Source organism: Kiloniella sp. (assembly GCF_965205715.1).
Classification (GTDB): domain Bacteria; phylum Pseudomonadota; class Alphaproteobacteria; order Kiloniellales; family Kiloniellaceae; genus Kiloniella.
This window is the reverse complement of the sequence record NZ_CBDBHW010000013.1, coordinates 581,033-605,106: the sequence shown is the minus strand read 5'-3', so window position 1 is coordinate 605,106 and position 24,074 is coordinate 581,033. Positions and strand designations below refer to the sequence as shown.

Annotated in this window: 25 protein-coding genes and 2 riboswitches; of the genes, 8 read left to right on the top strand and 17 right to left on the bottom strand. The window is 46.9% G+C overall.

The window, feature by feature from the left end:
- Positions 1–87 precede the first annotated feature (87 nt).
- A complete protein-coding gene (locus tag ACOGW3_RS14145) occupies positions 88–1,017 on the top strand; it encodes a 2-hydroxyacid dehydrogenase (RefSeq protein WP_419903566.1) in 930 nt (309 codons plus the stop codon).
- Positions 1,018–1,079: 62 nt separating this feature from the next.
- On the opposite strand, the gene ACOGW3_RS14140 is transcribed toward ACOGW3_RS14145, so the two are convergent.
- The 9 genes from ACOGW3_RS14140 to ACOGW3_RS14100 all read right to left on the bottom strand — a co-directional run bounded on the left by ACOGW3_RS14140 (position 1,080) and on the right by ACOGW3_RS14100 (position 8,717).
- Positions 1,080–1,421: a MarR family transcriptional regulator gene (locus ACOGW3_RS14140; RefSeq protein WP_419903565.1), complete on the bottom strand. Its 342-nt coding sequence runs from the start codon at positions 1,419–1,421 to the stop codon at positions 1,080–1,082.
- A gap of 74 nt (positions 1,422–1,495) precedes the next feature.
- Entirely contained in the window at positions 1,496–1,942 is a 447-nt protein-coding gene (locus ACOGW3_RS14135) for a universal stress protein (protein ID WP_419903564.1), read from the bottom strand.
- A 120-nt stretch (positions 1,943–2,062) separates the two neighbouring features.
- The gene (locus ACOGW3_RS14130) at positions 2,063–3,439 is read right to left on the bottom strand and encodes a leucyl aminopeptidase family protein (protein ID WP_419903563.1); all 1,377 of its coding nucleotides are present in this window, start codon (positions 3,437–3,439) and stop codon (positions 2,063–2,065) included.
- Between the two features lie 201 nt (positions 3,440–3,640).
- On the bottom strand, positions 3,641–4,792 hold the full coding sequence (locus ACOGW3_RS14125; RefSeq protein WP_419903562.1) for a TAXI family TRAP transporter solute-binding subunit: 1,152 nt from the start codon (positions 4,790–4,792) through the stop codon (positions 3,641–3,643).
- A 256-nt stretch (positions 4,793–5,048) separates the two neighbouring features.
- Positions 5,049–5,708, bottom strand: coding sequence for an energy-coupling factor ABC transporter ATP-binding protein (locus ACOGW3_RS14120; RefSeq protein WP_419903561.1), 660 nt, complete (start codon positions 5,706–5,708; stop codon positions 5,049–5,051).
- Positions 5,708–6,493, bottom strand: coding sequence for a cobalt ECF transporter T component CbiQ (gene cbiQ, locus ACOGW3_RS14115; protein WP_419903560.1), 786 nt, complete (start codon positions 6,491–6,493; stop codon positions 5,708–5,710). Before cbiQ ends, ACOGW3_RS14120 begins: the two co-directional genes overlap by 1 nt.
- Before the next feature lies 1 nt (position 6,494).
- A complete protein-coding gene (locus ACOGW3_RS14110) occupies positions 6,495–7,130 on the bottom strand; it encodes a cobalt ABC transporter permease (RefSeq protein WP_419903559.1) in 636 nt (211 codons plus the stop codon).
- Complete coding sequence (cbiM, locus tag ACOGW3_RS14105; RefSeq protein WP_419903558.1) at positions 7,117–7,914, bottom strand: cobalt transporter CbiM; 798 nt, start codon at positions 7,912–7,914, stop codon at positions 7,117–7,119. The genes ACOGW3_RS14110 and cbiM overlap by 14 nt, the downstream gene beginning before the upstream one ends.
- Before the next feature lie 14 nt (positions 7,915–7,928).
- Positions 7,929–8,717 carry a DUF4198 domain-containing protein gene (locus tag ACOGW3_RS14100; RefSeq protein WP_419903557.1) on the bottom strand — a complete coding sequence of 263 codons (789 nt, stop codon included), beginning with the start codon at positions 8,715–8,717 and terminating at the stop codon, positions 7,929–7,931.
- Positions 8,718–8,917: 200 nt separating this feature from the next.
- Positions 8,918–9,138, bottom strand: a riboswitch (cobalamin riboswitch).
- 117 nt (positions 9,139–9,255) lie between these two features.
- Between ACOGW3_RS14100 and ACOGW3_RS14095 the strand changes: the two genes are divergently transcribed.
- Positions 9,256–9,831, top strand: coding sequence for a TetR/AcrR family transcriptional regulator (locus tag ACOGW3_RS14095; RefSeq protein ID WP_419903556.1), 576 nt, complete (start codon positions 9,256–9,258; stop codon positions 9,829–9,831).
- Between the two features lie 59 nt (positions 9,832–9,890).
- A riboswitch (cobalamin riboswitch) is annotated at positions 9,891–10,073 on the top strand.
- A gap of 121 nt (positions 10,074–10,194) precedes the next feature.
- Positions 10,195–10,995: a DUF4198 domain-containing protein gene (locus tag ACOGW3_RS14090; RefSeq protein WP_419903555.1), complete on the top strand. Its 801-nt coding sequence runs from the start codon at positions 10,195–10,197 to the stop codon at positions 10,993–10,995.
- A gap of 92 nt (positions 10,996–11,087) precedes the next feature.
- Here the strand turns inward: ACOGW3_RS14090 and ACOGW3_RS14085 are convergent, their stop codons facing one another.
- The 4 genes from ACOGW3_RS14085 to ACOGW3_RS14070 all read right to left on the bottom strand — a co-directional run bounded on the left by ACOGW3_RS14085 (position 11,088) and on the right by ACOGW3_RS14070 (position 13,581).
- The gene (locus ACOGW3_RS14085; protein ID WP_419903554.1) at positions 11,088–11,609 is read right to left on the bottom strand and encodes a CBS domain-containing protein; all 522 of its coding nucleotides are present in this window, start codon (positions 11,607–11,609) and stop codon (positions 11,088–11,090) included.
- 196 nt (positions 11,610–11,805) lie between these two features.
- Entirely contained in the window at positions 11,806–12,714 is a 909-nt protein-coding gene (locus tag ACOGW3_RS14080) for a MipA/OmpV family protein (RefSeq protein WP_419903553.1), read from the bottom strand.
- Positions 12,715–12,807: 93 nt separating this feature from the next.
- Positions 12,808–13,377 carry a hypothetical protein gene (locus ACOGW3_RS14075; protein ID WP_419903552.1) on the bottom strand — a complete coding sequence of 190 codons (570 nt, stop codon included), beginning with the start codon at positions 13,375–13,377 and terminating at the stop codon, positions 12,808–12,810.
- A 78-nt stretch (positions 13,378–13,455) separates the two neighbouring features.
- Positions 13,456–13,581, bottom strand: a complete 126-nt coding sequence (locus ACOGW3_RS14070) for a hypothetical protein (RefSeq protein ID WP_419903551.1) — start codon at positions 13,579–13,581, stop codon at positions 13,456–13,458.
- Between ACOGW3_RS14070 and ACOGW3_RS14065 the strand changes: the two genes are divergently transcribed.
- Complete coding sequence (locus ACOGW3_RS14065) at positions 13,568–14,800, top strand: ISL3 family transposase (protein WP_419901077.1); 1,233 nt, start codon at positions 13,568–13,570, stop codon at positions 14,798–14,800. The two genes, ACOGW3_RS14070 and ACOGW3_RS14065, sit on opposite strands and share 14 nt — an antisense overlap.
- 31 nt (positions 14,801–14,831) lie before the next feature.
- Here the strand turns inward: ACOGW3_RS14065 and ACOGW3_RS14060 are convergent, their stop codons facing one another.
- Complete coding sequence (locus tag ACOGW3_RS14060) at positions 14,832–15,731, bottom strand: LysR family transcriptional regulator (protein ID WP_419903550.1); 900 nt, start codon at positions 15,729–15,731, stop codon at positions 14,832–14,834.
- A gap of 131 nt (positions 15,732–15,862) precedes the next feature.
- Between ACOGW3_RS14060 and ACOGW3_RS14055 the strand changes: the two genes are divergently transcribed.
- Entirely contained in the window at positions 15,863–16,768 is a 906-nt protein-coding gene (locus tag ACOGW3_RS14055; RefSeq protein ID WP_419903549.1) for a DMT family transporter, read from the top strand.
- 76 nt (positions 16,769–16,844) lie between these two features.
- Entirely contained in the window at positions 16,845–17,561 is a 717-nt protein-coding gene (locus tag ACOGW3_RS14050; protein ID WP_419903548.1) for a GntR family transcriptional regulator, read from the top strand.
- A gap of 38 nt (positions 17,562–17,599) precedes the next feature.
- On the opposite strand, the gene ACOGW3_RS14045 is transcribed toward ACOGW3_RS14050, so the two are convergent.
- The 3 genes from ACOGW3_RS14045 to ACOGW3_RS14035 all read right to left on the bottom strand — a co-directional run bounded on the left by ACOGW3_RS14045 (position 17,600) and on the right by ACOGW3_RS14035 (position 22,558).
- Complete coding sequence (locus ACOGW3_RS14045) at positions 17,600–19,639, bottom strand: FAD-dependent oxidoreductase (protein WP_419903547.1); 2,040 nt, start codon at positions 19,637–19,639, stop codon at positions 17,600–17,602.
- Between the two features lie 116 nt (positions 19,640–19,755).
- Positions 19,756–20,940, bottom strand: a complete 1,185-nt coding sequence (locus ACOGW3_RS14040; protein ID WP_419903546.1) for a mandelate racemase/muconate lactonizing enzyme family protein — start codon at positions 20,938–20,940, stop codon at positions 19,756–19,758.
- A 25-nt stretch (positions 20,941–20,965) separates the two neighbouring features.
- Complete coding sequence (locus ACOGW3_RS14035; protein WP_419903545.1) at positions 20,966–22,558, bottom strand: trimethylamine methyltransferase family protein; 1,593 nt, start codon at positions 22,556–22,558, stop codon at positions 20,966–20,968.
- A 100-nt stretch (positions 22,559–22,658) separates the two neighbouring features.
- Between ACOGW3_RS14035 and ACOGW3_RS14030 the strand changes: the two genes are divergently transcribed.
- Entirely contained in the window at positions 22,659–23,582 is a 924-nt protein-coding gene (locus ACOGW3_RS14030; protein ID WP_419903544.1) for a LysR substrate-binding domain-containing protein, read from the top strand.
- A gap of 35 nt (positions 23,583–23,617) precedes the next feature.
- Positions 23,618–24,064, top strand: a complete 447-nt coding sequence (locus tag ACOGW3_RS14025) for a methylglyoxal synthase (protein WP_419903543.1) — start codon at positions 23,618–23,620, stop codon at positions 24,062–24,064.
- Positions 24,065–24,074: the final 10 nt, after the last annotated feature.

Below are 24,074 nucleotides of genomic sequence, written 5' to 3'. Positions count from 1 at the left end.
AATAAAAAAGTTTTGTTGCTGGATTGCCAGATCTTTCCACCATCACATACACTGTAACTATATATTTTATTTCATTAGGTTAATTCAATGGCTCTACTTTTCATTTCAGGTAACGATCGTGTCGAGGAATGGCAAAATTATCTCAAGGATGAAATGCCTGATCTTGATCTGCGCATGCTACCGGACTTTGGAAACAAGGAAGACATTGAATACGCCCTGGTCTGGCAACCACCAGCTGGGCTTTTGAAATCACTGCCAAACCTTAAAGTTATATTCTCCCTCGGTGCCGGAATTGACCATCTGACTTCAGACCCGGAACTGCCTGAAGATGTTCCCATTGTGCGCATGGTTGACCCTTCATTAACTTCCGGGATGACCGAATATGTCGTGATGAGCGTCCTCAACCACCACAAAAACATGCGGCTTTATCGGGAACAACAAAGCCGTAAGGAATGGACCCCTCATATCCCCCCTGTTACCTGGGATCGCCGGGTCGGCATTATGGGCATGGGTGTTCTGGGATCTGATGCTGCCGGTAAATTAAGTTCATTGGGATTTGATGTCGCGGGCTGGAGTAGAACCCACAGAGAACGACCTGGCATAAAAACTTATGCAGGAACGGATCAACTTGATGATTTCCTTAGTGAAACAGAGATCCTGGTTTGCCTCTTACCGCTTACGGATGAAACCACTGATATTTTAAACAAAGATCTTTTCATTAAATTACCCGAGGGAGCGAGCGTTATTAATGCAGCCCGCGGAGGTCATCTTGTAGAAGAAGATCTCTTGATTGCCTTGGATAGCGGCCATCTATCGGAAGCGACACTTGATGTCTTCAAATCAGAGCCCCTGGATAAAGATCATCCATTCTGGTTGCACCCAAAAGTCAACATAACGCCTCACGCAGCAAGTTTCACACACCCCAGCTCAAGTGTACGGTTAATCGCCGAGGGAATGAGACGTTTTGAAAGTGGTGAGGAACTTCTTAATGTCGTGGATATGAAGCGCGGATACTAGCCGATACGAATTAGAGGAATAGAGGCCTAATCATATCGCCTCATATCAATTCACGTATTTATCTAGGATACATCCCCGGCATAATTTTCGACCATATCTCCAAACTCACGGAGGAATACGGAACCTTTAATTGTTCGTTGAACAAGGATGGAACGACGGTCATTTTCATCTGTCTTACGCCGGATAAAATCCAACTTTCCGAGCCGATCCAAAGCCCTTGTCACAGCCGGTTTTGACATATTCAATTCGACAGCAAGGCCACGAACAGTATGGGCCTGATCTTTAAGATATACATGCAACAACAAAGTAAATTGGCGAGACGTAAGATCAGGCAGCCCTTTTTGAAGAGCACCAACCATAACGCCTCGCCATAATTCAAGAGCCTGTTTTGCTGGTATATCCACAATCGATTCCAAACATTCCGCATTCGCAATGATTCTAGAACGAAAGTAAGGTCCGGCTCAAGCTAATCCTGTATTTATCGAACGGTTACGCAGGTAACCTTACTTAAACTGGCCACCTTATGTGAAACAGATCCAAGCAAGAGAGATTCTAGATCACCGTGACCACGGCTCCCCATCACCACTGCATTAACATCTTTCTCATTCGCGTATTCAACAATTGTCCGGGCAGGTGGGCCTACTTTGACTTCTGTTTTGATGTTTTTAACGCCAATTTTTTGGGCAATCTCTTTTGCTTCAGTCAAAACTTCCTGGCTGAAAGAGTCCAAAACATATTGCGCATCCTGTCCGGATACATGCTCAACTTCCATAAAACGGCGCAACCCTTCGTTCATTTTCACTGCTTTTGCGACGGTAAGAAAAATCAACTCACCCTCAAATTTCATAGCCAAAGCAGAAGCTTTTTCAACAGCACGCATACTGTGGTCAGAACCATCAACAGCACAAAGGATCTTATCAAACATTGTCATACTCCATATGTAAGATAGCAAATTTAGAAACCATATTTCCTAGGCACAATAGCACAAAATAAGAGAATCTTCCCAATCTCTATTGGCAACCCAGAGATGCAAAAAATTCACACCCTAACTTACCATTTCCTTGATCATCGAATAAACGGCTCTTAGTCCCATTGCCTCGCCACCTTCAGGTCGGCCAGGACGTGAAGAAGTGTTATAGGCCATGACATCAAAGTGAGCCCACGAGATCTCTTTTCCAACAAACTCTTCTAGATAGAGTGCGGCAGTAATCGCCCCACCATAAGGGCCGCCAGATATGTTATTAAGATCGGCAATTTTACTATCCAGCAGCTTCCGATAAGGCTGGTGTAACGGCATCCGCCAAACTTGATCATCACATTCGACGGAATGTCTGCGCAGGCTGTCAGCAATTTCATCGTCGTTACAGAACATCGCAGGAAGGTCTGTGCCCAAGGCAACACGCGCCGCCCCCGTAAGGGTGGCAAAATCGATAATAACATCAGGCTTGGTGCGAACCGCTTCGGCCAGGGCATCACAAAGAACCAAACGCCCTTCAGCATCAGTATTCCCGACCTCAACTGTCAGACCTTTTCTGGTCTTAATCACATCTGAAGGACGGAAGGCATTTCCTGATACTGCATTCTCAACAGCCGGAATCAAAACCCGCAACTGACAGGTTAGATTACTCTCCATGATGGCTGCGGCGATACCAAGGACATGAGCTGCACCTCCCATGTCTTTTTTCATCATCAGCATACCAGCGGCTGATTTTAGATCCAGTCCCCCAGTATCGAAACAAACGCCCTTGCCAACCAACGTAACCTTTGGCCCTTTATCACCCCATCTGAAATCGATCAGCCGGGGAGCACGGTCAGATGCTTTACCCACTTCATAAATAGCTGGGTAATTAGCCTGAAGAAGATCGTCTCCGACAATAACATTGCAGTCGGCTTCAAACTCACCTGCCAATTGAGAAGCTGCTGTAGCAAGTTCTTCCGGTCCCATATCGTTACTTGGCGTATTAATAAGATCTCTTGTGAGATGAACCCCACTTGCCAGCGAGAGGACGTGCTTCTTATCAGCCTTCTCAGGCCAAACTAGCGAAGCAAGAATACGATCTGTCTGCTTGTATCGGGTAAACTGATAACTGCCTATTGCCCATCCCAGAGCAATCTCAGTTGCGACATCACTCGCTTGGTTATCTTTAAGGTAATAATTCCCTTGTGGGAGCGAATGACTTAGCCCTGCGGTCGTCCAGATACCAGGCGTATCCCGATCACCCAGGCCAACCACAACGGAAGCGATCCCGCCGTCAGGATCAGGCAGTGTGCAAATTTCGCCTTCACCAGCTTTAAAGTTATTCGCAGACATCCATAGTGCCGAAGGGCCGCTTTCCTGCAGGCGTTCGTCGAGCTGTTTTTTATTAATAAAAACCAATGGAATTGTTTGTTCGGCTGAACCTTCGATCAACTGGAAGCTCATAACTTACCTTCTGTATATGAATTAGCTAAAATGGGAAGAACACATCCCTTAAAAAAGAATGCACTGATTATACGGCTTAAGATCAAAGCTGCACGAAAATTCATGAAATTTGACGCCCACGTGGTGTGTCAAAGGAATGCTCAGCGGATAGAAATAAGAAAAATCATCTAAAGGAAATTCCCAAACATCACCATAGGCCGTCTACTCTACGGAAGCAGGCTCCTGCTCACTCTCTTCAGTAACCGTCGGTTCGAGGGCCGTTGTTTCTTCTGTTGTTTCTTCCGAGATCTCGTCCTCTGGTTCTTCTTTTTTAATAACGTGATCACCAATCAGACCGATTTCACGATAAAACCTTTCAGCACCGGGATGAAGCGGCATAATTAAACCGTCAAGAGCGGTATCAAGCGTAATGAAGCGGCCCAGAGTGTGGCCTTTTTCAAGATTTCTCGCAGTTGTTTCATGCCAAAGTGCTTTTGTAATCCCGTAAATCAGTTTCTCGTCCATATCCTCTCGAACTAAAAACTGAGCAGGGACCATTAAGGCCAGAGTATCTGGGACTGTATTATATGTACCGACATCAATTGTCCCCCCAGAGAAAAATGGATAAATATCGTGCAAGACATCGACATCTGTTTGGCTTAGAGAGAGAAGCGAAACTTTATGCTGATCCGTAAGCGCACTTACCAACCGAGCAGGAGTTCCCGCAATCACAAAGAAGGCATCTATTTCGCCAGTGAGTATCGCCTCATAAGCCTCGCTATTGGATAACGTCAGCATGTTCTCTTTTGGAACGCGAATATTTCTGGTTTCCAGAACCAGCTGGGCACCGGCATTTGTTCCTGATCCAGCAGGACCTATAGACAATTTCTTGTCCGCTAAATCTTCCAGGGTTCTGATCCCGCTGTGAAAACTTACGACCAGATGCATCGCCTCTGGGTAGAGGTTGGCCACACTCCTTAGATTGCCAATGGCCCCTCTTGTACGAAACACATGCTCGCCGCGAAGAGCCCAGTAGACCACATCGGCCTGGGCAAACCCGCCTTCTAGTGTTCCATCAGCTATCCCCAGGACGTTTGCAACAGATCCTTCGGTAGAGACACTGACTGACAAAAGTCCATCAACGCCACAACTGCCGCCTTTATCACAATCTCTAGAACCAACAGGTTTACTAATTGAGCTCGCAATGATCCCACCAATAGGAAAATAATTTCCGATTGTTGCGCCGGTTCCTATTCGAAATATAGGAGTGTCTTGGGCATACAATACACCTGAAAACCCAAACAGGATTATGGTTATTGCAACGAAAAGAGGTTTTTTAACAAGGGTACGAAATACTGAGGACGCCGCGGACAACCGACTGCCTTTCTCTTATCACAGAATAGTCTCTGGGAAGCTTTTCTTAGTCTACGCCATAATAAGTTAAAAGTTAATTATAACTTTGGCTTATGGAAATATTTTTTATTTCAAAGAAAATGAGGATTCTTATTCACTTAAGGACCCATCCAACAGCTAGAGATTTAATCTTCTAGCGAGTAATATTCCAAAGAAAGATGGTCTTTCCGTGACTTAAAAATGGCAATTCAAAAGAGATAGAGGCTTTTATTCCTCGTCAGGCAGCCTGTTCGAGTAACCGACCGTTAGATAACTCAACCTGGCGCGTTGCCACCTTGTTCAAGAAGTGATGGTTATGAGATACTATAATCATAGCCTGCGGCAATTCGGACAATAACGTTATTAAATGTTGCTTGGTATCACGATCAAGATCATTTGTGGGCTCATCCAGTAAAAGAACATCAGGCTCCAGCGCCATAACCGTCGCGAGGGCAACCAATCTTTTTTGCCCACCTGACAGCTTATGAGTAATCCTGTCAGCGAGGTGTTCAAGCTTCAGCATTTCGAGAGTCTTCCCAACGATACTGACAACTTCTTGTCGTGACTTTCCAAGGTTTAAAGGGCCAAATGCAAGGTCTTCTGCAACCGTTGGGCAGAAAAGCTGATCGTCTGGATCCTGAAAAACCAAGCCAGCGCGGACTCTTACTTCGCGGAAATCTTTTTCTTGCTGCCGAACAGAACCAAAAGCATGAATTTCACCGCTCTTTGGTGTCTCGAGACCGTTGATCAATCGCAACAAGGTACTTTTCCCAGCACCATTACTCCCGGTAAGAGCCACGCGTTCTCCAGCATGAAGGTCAAAATCTACGCCACTTAAGACATCGAGACCACTCGCGTAAGAAAAGTGTAGACCACGTAGAGAAATTAGAGAGGACATTAAAGATACTCCACGACCAACAGGCCGATCATCGTAATAAACACTGCAATACCAAAACCTAAATCTCTCTGGTTTGTTTTCATGTCGTTAAGGATATGAAACCGTCCATCAAAACCTCTGCATTTCATGGCTTCCATAATTCGATCAGATCGTTCCAGGCTTCGCACCAACATCATGCCAATGAGATAGCCAATTGATCGCAAGGTATGCAAATCCGTTTTGGGATGAAACCCACGCGCCTTCATGGCCATGCGCATTGTTTTATATTCTTTGTAAAAAACATCAATGTATCGCACGGTGAAAAGAAACAGATGTACAAGTTTCACCGGAACCTTAAGCCGATATAGGGCGTGGCCAAGAACCGATGGCTCCATAATGCCCAGCAGCCCCATCAAAGAGAACAGAATAGCATTTGCTTTCAATCCGACTTCTGCAGCGCGATACAATCCCTCACGGCTGGCATCCCAGCCCCAAAGGGTGAATACGGTTTCTCCTGGCATCGTAAAAGGTAAAGTCAGAAGCAGGACGACAATAAAAGAATCAACAACTATCACCTTGCGCATCGTCGTCCAAAGAGGAAGGCGCGCCGAAAGAGAAAGTCCCACCCCAATACTTAAGGCAAGGGTGAGCGCTCCCAAATCGTGCATAGCTGAAATTAAAAAAGCAAAAAGAACACAAGAGACAAAACGCACCCGTGGATCCAGGCTGTTGAGAAAAGCTTCAGACTTACTTTGATCATTTTTCACAGTCCACGACTGAGAAACTTCGCCCAACACCTGTGTCATTTTAAGCTTCCTTTGCTGGCTTCCGCCGCCCAAGTAAGAAAGATGCAATACCAAAGATCCCGAGGATATACCCTATCCCGCCCAGTATATCCTGCATGCGACGTTCTTCCTTGTACTGAACCAGATCTTTACGTAGAGACCGAGTTTCCTTTGTCGCCTTAGAGATCAATTTTTCCAAGGCAATTTGATCAATTACAATCAAATCTGACTTATCTGAAACAGAAACCGAATTTTTAACGACATCAACGGCGTTAGACGTCGTCGACGTGACTGAGGACTTGGCTTCCCCACCTGCAAGATCGTCTGGCAACTCATCTGCGAGTACCGTAAAGGTGGCAACATGCCCCGCACTTAAATCAGCACGAAAAATATGATCGACCCTCTGCGTTGCGGTAAAAGCAAAGAGACCTTCATCATCAGTTGTTATTTCACCCAACTTGTTTCCATCTGGGTCCGTAATCACGATGGGTACATTCGTTGCCATGTCACCACTGGAAAAACCGATTTCACCTTCGATAAGATTGCCATCGGGATAGGCCGCCGAAATAACTTTGTGTGCCCAGGCATTTGTCATAGTGCCAACTGTAAATACAGCCGCAAAAACCAACCCGAAAATTGTAGATTTACCGTACTGCATGAACGAGCTCCGGTTTAACTTTGGTGATCAGTTGAATGGTTGCGGCGGTTAAAATTCCTTCCACCGCCATAACGGGGAAGTGAGCAACGATGACAAACTCAGCTGCTTTGGCAAACTCATCCCCGGATAGAGCCAGAGATATCGCAACCATAATTGCGGTAAAGAAAATCGAAAGAGAGCCCCCGAGGAAACCCCAAAACCCCGCGACGGATAACGTTCCGCGTCGATACAACACGTAACCGCCAATCATGACCAATGCAAAAAGTGCCAAGGATATACTATTAACGGAAACCCGCCATGTAGCTCCCTCTACTTGATAAGCCTCATATAGAGCATACCCGGCCCATACGGATACAATGAAGAAAGCGGCGAACAAACCATCAGCAACTAATTTTGCGAGTTTATATCGCTCAGCACTGAGCCCCCAGCGACAGAGGTAAAAAACCATAACCGCAGGGAAAGCAATATTGACAGCATTCACTCCCAGGACCGTGATACCACCAAAGCCAAAAAAGATTGCCTGTAGTAACAAAGCCACGGCCAAAGCAGGAAAAGCTGCCCATCCGAGTATAATTCCAAGCAAACCATTTAAGATCAGGTGCACGGAGGAAAACCCAAGAGGGACATGGATAAGAGAGACGACAAAAAAGACCGCGGAGAGAACACCAACACGCGGAAGGTCTTCAGGCTCTAGCTTTTTCAAACTATAGGCGACGCCGGTGGCGGCAAGGATGCCACCACCAATCAACACCGGATTTGACAAAGCACCATCAACGATATGCATCGCTCGTCCAATCCCTAATCAACGTTGCGAGCCTGGATCCAGATAACTGCATCCTGAGAAAGCTCTTTGCCTTCATATTCTGTATCTGGCCCGGCACCAAGTGCGGCAATACCCCAAATACCTGCTTTAGGAACACCAAAGGTGAACGTTCCAGAAGCATCTGAACGGATAGCATGTGCGGCGGAGGAGATCTTCCCCATTTCAGCAAATTTGTTGTTTTCCATATCCGGTTCAAAATTGATGTATTCAATTTCAATCTCGGCAAATGGAACTGGTTTTCCTTCAGAAAGAACAATGCCAGAGAAAGTACCCCCTGCGATGACATTATAGGGTTTCGTTAGAGGACGAATCTCAGTTTTGAGCGCCTGTACTTCTGGCCAGTCAGTTGGAAGGTCACCAACATTTATGTAGGATTTGGTAATCTGCTGAATAAAAATATCTTCGCTTGCTTCATAAAACGGTGCTGGGTTTAGGACAAAAATATTATCGCCAAGACCGCGTAATTTTACTTCAGCTTCGTAGGCTTTACCTGTGTTTTGGCTGCTGGTCCATTCAATAGGCTTCAGCTTGTCCATCAGATCTGTCTTTTTACCCTTCCGGATTGAATAGAATTCTTGCGGCGTCCCCATATCCATAACATGGCCAGACTCTGAGGGGTGGGTAAATGGCATTTTAAGGGTAAGCTTACCACCCTTCTCAAGCATTGATTCTGGTGTGAAAATCAATTGAAAGTGCGCTTGTGCACCTGAAACAAAGGCTGCGAGGCCAGCTGCGACAACACCACAAAAGAGAACTTTTTTCATCTCGTTCACATATCTCCTAGCCGTCAATATTCTTATTAACGGCAACGTTCCTAACGGAGCATATTGGATACGGGAAAATGCAATACAGACATCCCGTTTACACGAACATCAGGTTTATCCTGATTGATCATATCCAGTAGCTCGGCTCAAAGGCACGCCACAAACGGATGTCCGTCACCGATGGTACTCCCCGCCCTACGGTTTAGTGACATTATGCCGGCAGGTCTCCTGGCTCACGGATCGTTGCTCCATTACCAGACCTTCCCGGCATAAAGCCAGTGATCGTAATTGGTAAGAACTCACCGTTCACAGTTGCGGGGGCAGCCACGGCTTGAAATCCCCTGATGGGCAGATTAATCCGTGTTCCCTTTTAATCCCCGGGCGACTTCACCCTTGGGGAACCATGCATAGCCGCAGTTTATGCAGACAGAAAAAAAGTGCAAGCAACAATAACTAGGGCTTGGAAAATTGCGCCAAACAACCATACTGATAGGTATGCCGCCTAATTTTGATAATTAATCTGTTTAAAGTGACCACTATGTCGATACAAAAAAGCTCACCCGGGAACATCAATTGGCTTCAGGCTGCAATGACTCTTCTCGCAAAGGAGGGTGCGCAAGCTCTTAATATTGCTCGGCTTTGCAGAGAAATCAGATTGACAAAAGGTAGCTTTTATCATCATTTCAAGGACTTCAATTCCTTTAAAATTGCCCTGCTCGCTTTCTGGGAAAAAGATTTCACGGAAGATCTTTTCGCTGAAATCAAAGATGTGGAAGATCCTGAAGCACAGTATGAAATGCTCTTCAACCTCGCGTTTGAGAAAGATATCGCTGCCGATGTTGCCATGCGGACATGGGCTCAATCGGATGAGGTCGTACGCGAAACTGTACAAAGAGTGGATTCCATCCGTCTCGACTTGCTTGCAGGAATGTACGAAAAAGCCTCGGATCTTTCCCCAGAAGCTGCTCGCAATTACGCGGTTATCGATTATTCCGGTTACATTGGATTCTATAGCCTCTTCCCGGATGCCCCTGATAGCTGGGCCAGAGATCTCGCCTCTCTGCAAACCAGAGCCTTATTGTCAGATAGTAAAAGGACACGCGGTTCTCTCTAGCAATATCACAATAATTCTATTTGGGTTATTTTCATGATTGACCCTGGGTCATCGGATCGACAAACTGCGTCCGTGTCGGTTTTCCAAGTGCAAATTTGACTTGGGAATAATAGGGAATACGGAGAGATTTACCCATCAGGGGATCTTAAGCCGTGGCTGCCCCCGCAACTGTATATGGCTAATAGTATTTGATTTTGTTTAAGCCATAAGCCAGGAGACCTGCCGCCATAACGTCACCAGTCTGATGAACGGGGTGTTTCATTGGGGCGGTTTTCCGTCGTGTGGCGTGCCTGTCGACGATGCCAAAAGTCTAGATTAGCTAGGCTCTGACATTGTCATAACTATTTTGACAAGGCGCGTACCATGTTATTAATAAGACTATCTCTCATGATTTCCATGGGTGTAATGATAATGGCAATGGCACCAACAACAGTCAGTGCACATTTCCTCGAAATAATTCCTTCCCGTCCTCTTATTACAAAAAGTAAACAGAGCACTCTGGCATTTGACATCAGGTTTACACACCCGATGGAAGGCGCTCCCTTAATGGATATGGAGTTTCCAGAACAGTTTGGTGTTCAAGTTACCGGGATTAAATACGACCTGACATCCGAGCTGCAAGCCATCAAAATTGAAGGCAAGCAAAACCCGGCTAAGGCCACATCTTATAAAGCCACTCATAAGGTCAAACGTACTGGTGATTACACTTATTTTCTAATCCCAGCCCCCTATTGGGAAGCTGAAGAGCGTACCATGATTATCCACTACACCAAGGTCCTGGTTAATGCCTACGGACTTGAAAACGGATGGGAAACACCTGTCGGTTTACCGGTAGAAATCATGCCACTCAGTCGCCCTTACGGCTTATGGACCAACAACCTTTTCTCAGGACAAGTCCTCAACAACGGCAAACCAGAAGCCAATGCCATTATCGAAGTCGAGTATAGGGGCCAAGGAAAGATTACAACACCGGGATCGCCTTTCATAACTCAAGTAGTCAGAGCCGATAAAAATGGTGTTTTTCATTATGCCATGCCCAAGGCTGGCTGGTGGGGTTTTGCCGCATTGGTCGACAACGGAAAATTGCTTCCCGCTCCAGACGGAACAAATGCACAGGTAGAAGAAGGTGGTTTAATCTGGGTTCACGCCCAGGATATGCCTTGATATCGTAGGTTATAAAAGTGTAACGGCGGGACTTAAATAGTTCCGCCGCTACACTTAAATTCCCCAAATAGGGTCAATTTAAAAGGTCTTGCTTATCCCGACATATAAGCCATCATCTGTTCGTTTTCGAATTCGAGTTCCATCAAACGTTTGCGTACGACGTCACCAATGGAAATCATGCCACACAGCTTTCCATCATCAACAACAGGCATATGACGGAAGCGTCCATTGGTCATTTTCTGCATAACTTCGTAAACACGTGCATCAGGGCCACAACAAATTGGATCAGCTGTCATAATCGCGGTGATCTTCATATCAAAGATCGCCAGACCTTCTTTACCAACGCCAACAACGACGTCACGTTCAGAAACGATACCAATCGGCCGATTATTTTCATCCGCAACAACAAGTGCACCAATTTTAAAAGAGTTGAGCATCTCAACCACTTCTGAAACGGTATGGCTTGTATTGATTGTGTGAATGTCCCCGCCTTTCTCCGCAAGGATATCCTTAACGGCTCCGCCAGAAGCCCCTATAGAATTCCCAGTCTCTCCTGAGCCAGAACCGCTATCACTCTGGTAACGTGCGGTGCCGAAATCACTGGAAAACATCATTCTCGTTCCTCCTCGTGTTCTGCTTTGGATCGTAACTATAGCACAAGAATTTAATCTATTAACTCTTGATTAATAAAACTGGCCAAATCGATTGAGAAAATCTCCCGAGAAATAAAACTTCAACATTTCATCTCTCGGGATAGTTGGCGGATCGGAACGGATAATCCGTTATTAGGAGGCCAAATTGGGATTTAGATTAAAAGGAATAACTGACGGATAGAGCGCTAAAAAATTGATTTTCGCTATCCACAATCGGGCTATCAGCTGCATCGCCTAGAAGGCGAGAGTACCCAACCCCGCCCATAACAGCCCAATTCTCATCAAAGGCATACATCGCATTTAAATGCAGTCCGACATCTTTGAGGCCAGCATCCGCATCGTATTTATTGTAAATGCTACGGGAGGCCTGCTTTCCATCAACACCAAAGTAAGTGCTCATATAATCACTGGATGCCCAACTTACATCTGGCCCAACTTCTAACATCAATCTCTCATCAAGGAATGAAAAGCGATAATCGGCATTAAAAGTAGCCAAGGTGCCTTTGGCATCCCCGCTAATATCCTGAGTTAAATCGACACCAAAGGCATATTGATCAAAATCCAGTCCTGCAAAGGCAGTTACTTCAACACCATTATCGATATCGCCAAGACCACGAAGGGCACTATTATCCCCATCCTCCCGGCCACCACCGTAATTGAAGGCCACTCCTGCGCTAAAATGCTCTGACCTTAAGAGAGTCGCACCAATCCCTGCCTCGGAAGATATGAAAAATGTATCATCTCTCCAGGAAGCCTCAAGAACGGGCAATATTCCGATATCGTAATCATCAGAGCCTTCATAATCAGGACCAATGCCGACACCCGCGCCTAGGGAGAAATCCCAGTCACTTAAGGCAGCATCAACCAAATCTCTGGTACCGACTTCAACTTCCTCCTGAACAGTTTCTTCAGCAACAGCCTCACTAAGCAACAACAAGAAAAGACCTGCAGCAATGAGACAAGTAACTTTCATCGCTTTAAGGGCAAGGGCAAAATAATGGTTTGTATTTGAAACATAACTCAAAATGTACGAGCTATATTTGGGATCGCTTGAGTGCCGGAGCATTTCATTCCTCGATAAAAACTAATCCATGTTGAAGGCTGTTTTAAAGAAGAAGGCTGACGGTAATCTGACTAGAGCCCGGACCCTTGTCACTTTTTATGCGTAGGCTGTCATCGGCACGTCCAGTTCAAATATAAAGCTCTCAGGAACACTGTTTTTCTTAAGCGTAAGAATGGGAGTTAAAGGAGCGACAACTTCAAACAATCTTTGTATCTCTCTTAACGTCAATCCCTGCCACGAAGGGTGAAGCACCTGTCGAAGACTATCTTCGAGTGCGCAATAAGATGCCTTGATCGCAGAGCTTTGTTCCTCCGTAGAGGAAATTTCGACAATATTAGGTAATTCCCAGTGCACACGAAGGGCCCCAAGGGGACCAAGAACGGGCATCCGTTCGTTTGAGTCACAAATTGTCACAACGAGATCAATATGAGGCGCCCCCTCTTCCAAGAACAATTGCAGCGACTTAGAAAACACTCCGACTGTGTCAAAGCCTTTTTGGCTCAGTAAATTTTCCACTTCGGGTAAAAATTTACCAACAGGGCTCGTCCCCGCGCTAAAGCAACGCGCCCTCCCCCCTGCAAGGTCGCGTAAAAGAACTTCTGCCATTACACTTCGGGCAGTATTCGATGTGTTCAAAAAAAGGACGTGAACTGGGGCCGACTGCATGAGTTACTCCTAGGTTAGCAACGAAGACCAAATATCCTTGGTCGAACATTGCGCCCTTAGATCGCAACCGGATTAAAACTAAGTGATAAATTTATGGCACTTCTCCGCTTTGTTGAGTAGAAAAAGATGCCGACCGCCAAGTAACCTGTTGATATGTATGGTTTCTGATAACTTTACATAGAGCAGGTATATGACAATCAACATCTCGCAGCATATTTTAGGCCTCAAAGGGCAACGTGTAAATGAAATTAAACTGGATGACGGCGGTGTTAAGATTGTCATTCACTGCAGCCGAGACGCGCGTAGGAGGGCTATAGACCCTGCTACAGGCCAGAAGGGAAGCATCAACCAGCATGTCCGCCGACAAGTAAACGACATCCCCCTTTTTGGGTATCCTTGTGTGGTCGAGATTGAGCTGGCGCAGGTTTATATTAACAAGGGCGAACGCCGCATTGAGGGGTGTGATTTTGTTGATAAAGGGTGCCGTTTCACTCACCGATTTTGCCGACTGATCAGTGGATTATGTCGGCATATGTCTATTCAAGCGGTTTCCAGACATTTGGATATACGATGGGAAACGGTCAAGAATATCGACAGGGCATACCTTATTGAAACTCTCCCTACGCTTGATCCTGCAGAGCTAACTGGCTTGGAATATATTGGTGTAGATGAAGTTGCCCGGGCGAAAGGTCATGACTACATGACGGTGGTCTACGATATGGTTGGCGGTCATCTGATCTGGGTTGAAGCAGGCCGAACTGCCGAGGTTTTTTCAAGGTTTTTGAAACAACTGCAACCAGATACAGCCTGCAAAATAAAGGCCGTAGCGATGGATATGGGGCCTGCCTACCAAAAGGCTGTCAGAGAGTCCTTGCCGTTGGCCGACATAGTATTTGACCGTTTCCACGTCATGAAAAACTACAGCAAAGCTATCCATAATCAGCGTCGACTTGAGTTCAGAAAGGCCGATCCAAGTGGTAAAGAGTTGATGAAAGGGACACATTATCTGTTGCTCAAAAATGCGGATAAGTTGAGTGAAAAACAAAGTGACAAGCTGCAAAGGTTGCTGGAGAGCAATAGCAACCTGAATGCACTTTACGTCTTGAAAGAACAGCTTCAGCTGCTGTGGAGTGCCGCTTCATTTGAGGCGATGGCGGAGCAACTGGAACGTTGGTGCCTGATAGCAGATCAGTCACAGATGCTCTATCTAAAAAAGTTCGCGAAATCCCTACGGAAACATTGTGTGGGCATCTGCAACTACGCCAAACACAAGCTCACAAGCGCCAGGATAGAGGCTGGTAATGTCAGTATAGGAATGATCCGTAAGCGAGCCAGAGGCATCAAGGATACCGAATACTTCAAACTCAAAATTAGACAATCATCCATTCCAGATAATCAATCTATGCTCTATTTGAAATCCTAAATCTACTCAACAAAGCGGAGAAGTGCCAAATTTATGACGTTGTTTTCGCCAAAACATTTAACATCTCGCCCATAACAGAACGAATAGCTGGAACGAAACGTAAATCCCCATGAACGATCAGGTAGAGATTATTCAGCAGCCCGGGTATATCAGGGGTTAATCTTTTCAGTTGAGGGTCGGCATCTCCTGCTGCCGAAGGCAACAAGCCGATGCCTAGATTTTTTTGCAGCAGTGTCTGCATCATCATGGCATGGCTTATCCGAATAGCCGGGGTAACAGATTTTAAAGTCGCCTTCATCCACGCAGCATCAGGTTGGTATGAATGCTCTTCGTCCCAACCAATCCAGGGATGATCTTTTTTCCATAACCATGCTCCCAGTTCTTCTTCATGTTTTACAGCTGGCACGGTACCCTCGATGGAGGAAAACACGGCAAAAGGCATTTCAGTGAGCTTTTGACCATAAAGATTGCCTTGTTTTGGTTTGCAAAAACGAATGAGTAAATCCGCTTCCCGACGCGAAAGGCTCGCTTCGAGATGAGTCGTGATCAATTCCAGTTCGATGCCCGGGAGAGCCGCTCTGATTTTGGCGATATGACCGGACAACAACATCCCAGCCTGCTCATTCATGGAAACCCGGACGGTCCCAACGGTTTCAGCTGACAATAAAGCACTCTGACGATTTAAGTCCTCTGCGGCTTCAGCCATGGGAAAAGCTTTAGAGGCCAACATCACACCAGATTCGGTAGGCGACAACCCCTCTGACAACCTTTCAAACAGGCGATTATTTAGTGCTTCTTCTAAGGATTTGATACGCCTGCCGACGGTTGGTTGACTCAATCCCAGATCTCTCGCGGCTCCTGAAAACGAACCCGTTTCATAAACAGCAAGAAATACCCGGATGTCATCCCAGTCATATGGAGATTTTAGCACAATACGCCCATTCAAATTTGAATACCAATAATGCAATTATATTGATGTTATTCAAAATTGAACAAGCTTATTCTTCGAATCAGTCTAATGGAAAGTTCCATTGGCAAGAAATTTAATAGAAAGGCAGCACCATGCGGTACATACAAATACGAGAGAACACCACCCTCAAAGCCGCACTCGCTGTACTACTAGCCGCATTCCTTTTCTCAAGCATGTTCGCCTTACCAAAAGGGGCAGGAATTGATCTTCCTTGGTTTCAGATTGTTTTCATTCGTTATTTTGGTGGTTTGATTTTCCTCTTACCCACGATCATTCGATGGAAAGCACAAGGTAATGCCATTCGGAGTGATTTAGGGTTCCTCCACATCGGACGCTCCATTGCTGGAATAGGATCTGTTGCCTGTGTGGTAATTGCAGCCTCGCAAATCGCTCTCGTTGATGTGGTAACGATCAGTTTTTCAAACGGAGCAATCGTTCTTATATTAGCAGGAATTGTTTTAGGCGAACGAGTTCTTCCGCGTCATTGGCTCGCTGTAATCCTAAGTATCTCGGGTGCGATCATCGTCGCCTACGGTAGCCAGGGAGAAGCTGGAAGCAATTTGTTCCACCCAGCCTCATTGATTGCCTTACTTGCTGCTTGCTGCATGGCAGTAGAGATCATCGTGATTAAGTACGTCAGCGAACGTGAGGCTATTCCTGTCACTCTTCTCTATGTAAATTCCTTGGCGTCATTACTTTTAGCAATACCAACATTATTATGGGGGCAATGGGGTAATCTTTTGGAGTGGTGGCCCGTGCTTCTTATGGGGCCAATAGCCATCCTTGGGCAATCTCTCAATCTCTTTGCCTTTAGAAAAGCGAACGTCGTCCTCCTGACGCCCTTAACGTACAGCTCTATTATCTTTTCTGCCGTTATTGGATTTTTGATATTCGAAGAATCCCTCCAATGGACGACCACCGCAGGTGCTGGAGTTATTATTCTTGGGTGTCTCATTGGCATGGGATTGATAAAAAGGAAGCTCTCCGCCCACGCATAAAATCGAAATATCTTGGGTCGCAGCTCTATACTCGATAAGTTGAAGGTAGTGATTTAATTGAAAGATCAAATGGCCAATGGCGAATGAACCCGAAGACTTAAGCAAGACGAACGACCTCAAAAATATCGTTTCACGTTTTACCAATGAACAAGTCTCAACACCTGTGTTCGTCGCCAATGTTCTTCGGGAGGCCATTATTTCCGGTACTCTCCCACCTCATAGCCTCGTCCGTCAGGATACCGCTGCTGATTCCATGGGGGTGAGCAAAATCCCGGTAAGAGAAGCACTTCGTACTTTAGAGGGTGAGAATCTCATTAGTTTCGAACGTAACAGAGGCGCAAGGGTTCTCCCGGGCTCGATCACTGAAATGATGGAAATTTTTGAACTCCGCAAAGTTATTGAGCCACACCTCCTCACATTATCTATCCCCAACCTGAGTGACTTAGATCTACAGCAGGCTCAATCTCTTGTTGAGCAAGAAACCAAAAGCACAAATCAGCAGGAACTCGGCGAACTTAATCGTAAGTTTCACGAAGCTATCCTTTCAGGTGCTAGAGAAACCATTGGCTATCGCTTTCAAACCATCTTGTTCACTTCTTCTGAACGCTATCTTCGCTTGAGCCTGAAAGAACCTCAGTCACAAACCCGAAGTAATTCTGAACACCAACAGCTTATTGCTGCCTGTGTGGGTAGAGATATGGATGGCGCAAGAGCAATCCTTGTAAAGCATCTGGAATCAGCCCAAGCCGTCATCCATGAAAAACTGCAACAGGATAAAACGGTTGATCCCTAAAAGAGAGACCCGGCTGTGTAAGACCGGGCCTTCTCAACCTAGATTTCTTTCATCAATCGCAAGGCATCGTAAATCGCCGCATGCGTATTCCGGGCCGCGACGGCATCTCCAATGCGAAATAATTGAAAGCTTCCATCAGGATTAGAATTAATCTCTTGGGGGAAGCCCCCGATGAAGGCAGCCTGATCTAACTCTCCGAAGTTTGATGACTGCGGCTTTAAGTCAAAATAAATATCATCCATGGGAAGCGTCCCGTGGTTAACCACGATCTGATCGAAGTCTCGTTCTTGTTTCAGATCACTATAATCAGTGCCAATTACGGCAGAAAGCCTGTTGCCCTCTTTCGAAGCGGATTTAAGCCTGTAAGTTACAGTAAAGGTAACGTCTTTTTCCTGCATTGATCTCATATAAGGCACGAGGTTCATCGCCATGACTTCAGGGGCAAAACTGCGATCTGGCGTCATGATTTCCACCTTTGCCCCTGTCGCTGCAACTATTTCCGCGGCCTGAAGCCCCGCATGATCCCCGGCGTCATCATAAACCAGCACATCCTGACCCGGCTTCACATCTCCTGAGATAATATCCCAACTTGAAACAACGAGGTCGTTTCCAGATTCAAGAACTTCGGTATGGGGTAAACCACCTGTGGCAATAATCACCACATCTGGACTTTCGGACTGGATATCACTCGCCTCAGCCCAGGTATTAAAGCGAAATTCCACATCTTTTGCTGTACACTGAGCCATTCTCCAATCGATGATAGATATCATTTCAGATCGCCGTGGGCTTTGCGCGGTTAGACGAATTTGACCTCCGGGTTCTGACGCTGCTTCAAAGACTTTAACAGAATGTCCCCGTTCAGCAGCGACACGGGCGGCTTCCAGACCGGCAGGTCCTGCACCGACGATCACCACCTTCTTTTGGGTTTCGGCACGTGGAATATCATGCGGCATGGTTAACTCACGCCCCGTCGCAGCATTGTGAATACAAAGCGCATCACCGCCCTGATAGATCCGATCCAAGCAATAGGTCGCGCCGACACAGGGACGAATATCGTGCTCGCGCCCTTCAACAATTTTCCTGACGATATGTGGATCAGCCATATGGGCACGTGTCATACCAACCATATCGATCAAACCCTCAGATACGGCATACCGAGCTGTCGCCACATCGGGGATGCGTGCAGCATGAAATGTCGGCATCCCTGTCGCTTCTTTCACCCGACCGGCAAAATCAAGGTGCGGCGCTGACTTCATTCCCTGTACGGGAATAACATCAGTTAGCCCTGGGTCGGTATCAATGTGTCCGCGAATAACGTTCAAAAAGTCCACAAGACCGGAGTTTTTTAAACGCCTGGAAATCTCAATCCCTTCGTCTTCGGAGATCCCTTCTTTATCCGCTTCATCAGCAGTGTAACGAATGCCAACAATAAACTCTTCACCAACCCGTTTACGAATGGCCTGTAAGACATCCATTGAAAACCGCATCCGGTTCTCCAAAGATCCACCGTACTCTCCGTCCAGTGTATTGGTCCGTTGTGACCAAAATTGATCCATCAAATGGCCATAGGCTTCCAGTTCAATACCATCCAGACCTGCAGCTTGCATACGCTCGGCCGCATCAGCGTAATCCCGTATGATCCGCTCGATATCCCAGTCTTCAAGTTTTTTAGGAAAGGCGCGATGCGAAGCCTCCCGATGATGAGAAGGGGATACTGCTGGTAGCCAATCGCCCTTATTCCAGCCTGTACGCCGCCCAAGGTGGGTCAGTTGGATCATCACCGCACAGCCATGCTCATGGCAGGCATCGGTGACTTTTTTCATCCAGGGAACGACCTCGTCCTTATAGGCCAGGACATTGTTAAACACTGGAGGACTATCTCGAGATACCGCGGCGGATCCAGCTGTCATGGTCAATCCAACGCCCGCTTTTGCACGCTCTTCATGATAGGCGCGATAACGATCTTTCGGCATCCCGTCTTCAGGGTAGGCAGGCTCATGGCTTGTGGTCATGATCCGGTTTTTAATCGTGAGGTGCTTCAGCTTGTAAGGCTGCAACAAAGGATCATTGCTGGCCATTTTATTCTCTCCTGTTTTCTTCATCGCCCGGTACGGGATTGATCTCTGTCCGGGTCTTTTGAGTAACGATACAATAATGCCTGAGAACAGGCATCAGTTCAGAGTTAATTCTGGGCTCAATTCAGGGGCAACTGACGAAAGCGCCCCGGATTATTGGGATCATTGAAATGGCTCATGGGACCATGATCGATAAAGTGTTGATGCCAGCGAACCATGGAATCTTGATCCAACTCCACGCCCAAGCCGGGGGCTTCTGGAACCCGTACTGTGTTATTTGTTTGACGGAAGGGGCCGTTTTGAATGACATCCCCGATTTGCCAACGGAATAAGGATTGCGATGGTTCGGTTATCCAAGGCGTGGCGGCAACAACGTGTAAGTAGGCAGCAGTCATAATGCCGAGATCGTTTGAGTAACACCAAAACCCTTTGCCCATAGCCTCACACGCAGCAACAAATTTCATTGTCTTGGCAATACCACCAAGAGCGGCAAAATTGCAGACAAAATAATCTGGAGCCCCAAGCGCAACAGCACGACGCAAATCTGGTATATGTGTGGAAAAAGGAATGATGGAATGCTTACGCAGCTCAGCCATTTCTTCAAAAGTTGCAACCGGGTCTTCGTAATTTCGAATGTTGTATTGTTCCAGCTCACGCAGGACCCAACGCGCTGTCGTAAGGGACCACTGCATGTTCGAATCAAGCCGTAACATCGCCTCCGGCCCCAAAGCTTCACGAAGCAATCTAACAGTTCGAATTTCCAGCTGAGGATCGCCCTGAATGAGCTTGCCTTCAAAATATGAAGAGCCATGCTCTTCTTTCATTTGAAGGCAATAATCGACAATGGCTTCCGGGGTCATCTCGCCACCCGCACCATCGTTTTCGGGACGAAAGGCAAAGTACTCCGTAAAAGGAATATCTTTTCTAACAGCCCCACCCAGGACTTTGTATAGCGGCATATTCATGACTTTGCCGCGAATATCCCACAGTGCAAGCTCAAGCGCGCCAAAGGCAATTGTAATCGCATTTTCCCCAGTGTTGGCGGTAATTTGCCACGGAGGCACACAGCGAGATTCACAGTCCGCGAGATCCAGGGGATCTGCTCCGATCAAAAGCGGTGCAATTTCTTGCTTGATCACCTCACCGAAATGCCACCAGGGCGCTTCGCCCAAACCCACCACGCCTTCGTCGGTAAAGACTTCAATGATCGATTTTGAAGCACCAGGGTAAAGCCCAGCGGTCCACCAAAACGGGGCATCAAAAGGAACATTTACATGGGTTATTTTAACATCTGTAATCTTCATAACTATCTCCCATCAGACTCAGGAATCAATACCAGGCGTCTTTCATCTCGGCTTTGCGCCGCGCAACAAAATCCAGCAAGGCTTCTTCTTTATCCACGTCCATATGTGGAGCCTGATAATTCGCTAGAATTTGTTTCCATTTTCGATTGGCCCTCGTCGTCGCATCATCTCCACCTTGCTCGAACCAGCTCTCGTAGGGTTGATCATCGTTAAAGTCGGTATCCCAATAAGCCGTTTCATAGTGCCTAAGAGTGTGGGCCGATCCAAACATATGTTGCCCCGGTCCGCCTTCACGTAGGGAATCAAGTCCGAGAGTATCGTCATTGACTTCAAGCCCCTTAAGGTAAGCATGAAGAGCCCCACAAATATCCGTATCCATGATGAATTTCTCATAAGACATGGACAGAAGACCATCGAGGAAACCTGCGGAATGGAGGATATAATTCGCGCCCCCTTGGACCGCTGACATCATCGACATCATCCCCTGCGTAGTTGCCTGGGCATCTGGTAACTTGGAAGTCGGAAAATTTCCCGCACACCTCAATGGTAGTTTTAAGCGTCGCGCCAACTGTCCCATGACAAGACTGCCAAGCGCAGGTTCCGGCGTTCCAAATGTTGGGCTTCCAGATCGCAACGATAGTGAAGACAAGAACGAAGCCAGGATTGCCGGAGCGCCAGGACGCACAAGCTGTGTCAAAGCGCAACCAATCATGGATTCGGCAAGCCCTTGCGCAACAGCCCCAGGCATCGTCACAGGAGTAACCGCGCCGCCGAGTAAGAAAGGCAACAAAATTGATCCCTGGCCGGCCTCTGCATAGGCCCGGATTCCCTGGGTCGAAATCCCGTCCCAAACCAGAGGAGAGGTAGAATTGAAGTTCCCCATGATAACGCAGTTCTGATCGACAAACTCGGATCCGAAAAGAACGCGGCACATTTCGATACTGTCCACCGCACGTTCAGGAGCCGTAACCGATCCAAGAAAAGCACGATCAGAATAGCGCATGTGGGCCAACACCATATCAAGGTGACGTTTATTCACCGGAATATCTGTCGGCTCACAGATCGTTCCGCCGGAATGATGCAGCCAAGGACTGGATTGAGCCAGTTTCACAAAATTTTCAAAATCATCGAGAGTCCCGTATCGCCGTCCCCGATCCATATCCATAACAAAAGGTGACCCATAAGCAGGGGCAAAAACCATTGCATCCCCGCCAATGTCGACAGAGTTGATTGGATTACGCGCATGCTGGGTAAAGCGTTCAGGAGCCGTCTTTAAAATTTCCCGGATCATGCCGGGCTCAAACTTTATATTCCAGACACCATCAGATATCGGAGTGACATCGCCACCTGCCTTTTTAAATAGATCAACTGTTTCGGGATCATCTCTAAACTCGATCCCAAGTTCGGCAAGAATTGTATCTGCAGCCTGTTCAATTTTGATCAAGCTTTCCTCATCCAACAAATCATAGGTCGGAATATTACGGGTAATATATGGGACCTTGAGGTGTTTATTCTGCTCTGCGCCCCCTTGCCGACTTGCCCGTCGTGCAGCGCGGCCTCGCGGTTTCGCTGACGATTGTGTGCGCTCAACAATAACGCTTCCGTTTTCCCTGACCATGATGCCAACATCCTTCTTAAAAATGGGATAGGCAAATGGTATACTTATGCAATAGAGTTGTGACTGCTTATAATTCTTACTCTTTGCCTAAGTTATATTTATGCGAAAACTTAAAACTCTGATTCAATCTCCCACAGCCCTTTTCTCTTTTGAGGCCGCGGGAAGACACCTGTCTTTTGCTCGTGCAGCAGAGGAATTGAACGTCAGCCAAGCCGCGGTAAGCTATGCGATTAAGCAACTCGAAACCGCCTTAAATACCCAGTTGTTCTATCGAGGACATCGATCAGTTCAACTCACCGAGGCCGGTGTCCGCTTTCATAATGATGTCACCATGGGTTTGGGGCATATCCATAGATCCGCTCAAGAATTATCAAGATCGGAACCTGACAGCCATGTCACCCTTTCGTGTTCCACAGCCTTTGCAAACTATTGGCTCGTCCCGCGCCTGGCGTCGTTTAGCCAACACCACCCCGAAGTAGATATTCGATTACAAACAACAGACAAAGATGTTGATCCAGCTGCTGAGGAAATTCCATTAGGGATTAGACGCGGCAATGGCAGTTGGCCCGGCCATGAAGCAATACAGATTGCAAAAGAAGTGGTCTATCCCGTCGCAAGCCCAAAATATCTTGCCGATTTTGGCATGCCCAAAACCCCGCTAGAGCTTTCACAACGTCGCCTTCTCCACCTTGAAGAGCCCTATCGAGACCGCCCCAACTGGAATACCTGGTTCAGAGCTAAAGAATTGGATTGGCAAGATAATGGCGACGGGCTTCGGCTCAATGATTATGCCCTCGTAATCCAGGCTGCCCTTGCAGGCGGTGGCATCGCCTTGGGCTGGTGGCATCTCGTTGATCACCTTGTTCATCATGGCCTTCTTGAACTATTGGACGACGAACCCGTTCACTTTGGTGGCGATTTCTGGGTGCTCTGGCCAAGCCACAAGCCACTTAGTCCTCAAGCACAAAAAGTACGAGATTGGTTGATTTCACATCAAGAACCCTTGGACAGAGCGCAATATTAAAGCGATATTATAAAAACAAATCAGGGAGATAGTTTATGAGTGAGAGTTCCAAGCGCACGATAGCAATGGTGGCACACGATCGAATGAAGCCAGTTCTTTTGGATTGGGCCGAAGAAAACAAAGAAGCCTTAAGAGATTTCAAAATCGTTGCAACGGGAACAACGGGCCGCCTCCTTTCAGAAAACCTTCCCGAGCATGAAATTCAGGCTTTCAAAAGCGGTCCCCTCGGTGGTGATCTTCAAATCGGCGCTTTGATTTCCAACGATGAGCTGGATGCGCTTTTCTTCCTCGTCGACCCAATGACACCACAGCCACATGATGTCGATGTCAAAGCCCTAATTCGAATCTCCACTCTTTATGAAACACCCGTTGCCTGTAACAGAACGACGGCAGATTTTGTCCTCAAGGGAATAACTGACCCCGGTTATTCAAAACGGGCTGCCCACCCCATGATCGAAGAATACGTCCAGCGTTCCGTCTAATTGCCACAGA

Coding starts and splice junctions, on each gene's coding strand:
- ACOGW3_RS14065 (WP_419901077.1), top strand. CDS start 13,568: ATGACAATCAACATCTCGCAGCATATTTTAGGCCTCAAAGGGCAACGT.
- ACOGW3_RS14130 (WP_419903563.1), bottom strand. CDS start 3,439: ATGAGCTTCCAGTTGATCGAAGGTTCAGCCGAACAAACAATTCCATTG.
- cbiM (WP_419903558.1), bottom strand. CDS start 7,914: ATGCATATCGTTGATGGTGCTTTGTCAAATCCGGTGTTGATTGGTGGT.
- ACOGW3_RS14095 (WP_419903556.1), top strand. CDS start 9,256: ATGTCGATACAAAAAAGCTCACCCGGGAACATCAATTGGCTTCAGGCT.
- ACOGW3_RS14050 (WP_419903548.1), top strand. CDS start 16,845: ATGGCGAATGAACCCGAAGACTTAAGCAAGACGAACGACCTCAAAAAT.
- ACOGW3_RS14120 (WP_419903561.1), bottom strand. CDS start 5,708: ATGTCCTCTCTAATTTCTCTACGTGGTCTACACTTTTCTTACGCGAGT.
- ACOGW3_RS14145 (WP_419903566.1), top strand. CDS start 88: ATGGCTCTACTTTTCATTTCAGGTAACGATCGTGTCGAGGAATGGCAA.
- ACOGW3_RS14070 (WP_419903551.1), bottom strand. CDS start 13,581: ATGTTGATTGTCATATACCTGCTCTATGTAAAGTTATCAGAAACCATA.
- ACOGW3_RS14090 (WP_419903555.1), top strand. CDS start 10,195: ATGTTATTAATAAGACTATCTCTCATGATTTCCATGGGTGTAATGATA.
- cbiQ (WP_419903560.1), bottom strand. CDS start 6,493: ATGACACAGGTGTTGGGCGAAGTTTCTCAGTCGTGGACTGTGAAAAAT.
- ACOGW3_RS14030 (WP_419903544.1), top strand. CDS start 22,659: ATGCGAAAACTTAAAACTCTGATTCAATCTCCCACAGCCCTTTTCTCT.
- ACOGW3_RS14135 (WP_419903564.1), bottom strand. CDS start 1,942: ATGTTTGATAAGATCCTTTGTGCTGTTGATGGTTCTGACCACAGTATG.
- ACOGW3_RS14100 (WP_419903557.1), bottom strand. CDS start 8,717: ATGAAAAAAGTTCTCTTTTGTGGTGTTGTCGCAGCTGGCCTCGCAGCC.
- ACOGW3_RS14035 (WP_419903545.1), bottom strand. CDS start 22,558: ATGGTCAGGGAAAACGGAAGCGTTATTGTTGAGCGCACACAATCGTCA.
- ACOGW3_RS14080 (WP_419903553.1), bottom strand. CDS start 12,714: ATGCTCCGGCACTCAAGCGATCCCAAATATAGCTCGTACATTTTGAGT.
- ACOGW3_RS14025 (WP_419903543.1), top strand. CDS start 23,618: ATGAGTGAGAGTTCCAAGCGCACGATAGCAATGGTGGCACACGATCGA.
- ACOGW3_RS14045 (WP_419903547.1), bottom strand. CDS start 19,639: ATGGCCAGCAATGATCCTTTGTTGCAGCCTTACAAGCTGAAGCACCTC.
- ACOGW3_RS14110 (WP_419903559.1), bottom strand. CDS start 7,130: ATGCAGTACGGTAAATCTACAATTTTCGGGTTGGTTTTTGCGGCTGTA.
- ACOGW3_RS14085 (WP_419903554.1), bottom strand. CDS start 11,609: ATGATGTTTTCCAGTGATTTCGGCACCGCACGTTACCAGAGTGATAGC.
- ACOGW3_RS14075 (WP_419903552.1), bottom strand. CDS start 13,377: ATGCAGTCGGCCCCAGTTCACGTCCTTTTTTTGAACACATCGAATACT.
- ACOGW3_RS14055 (WP_419903549.1), top strand. CDS start 15,863: ATGCGGTACATACAAATACGAGAGAACACCACCCTCAAAGCCGCACTC.
- ACOGW3_RS14040 (WP_419903546.1), bottom strand. CDS start 20,940: ATGAAGATTACAGATGTTAAAATAACCCATGTAAATGTTCCTTTTGAT.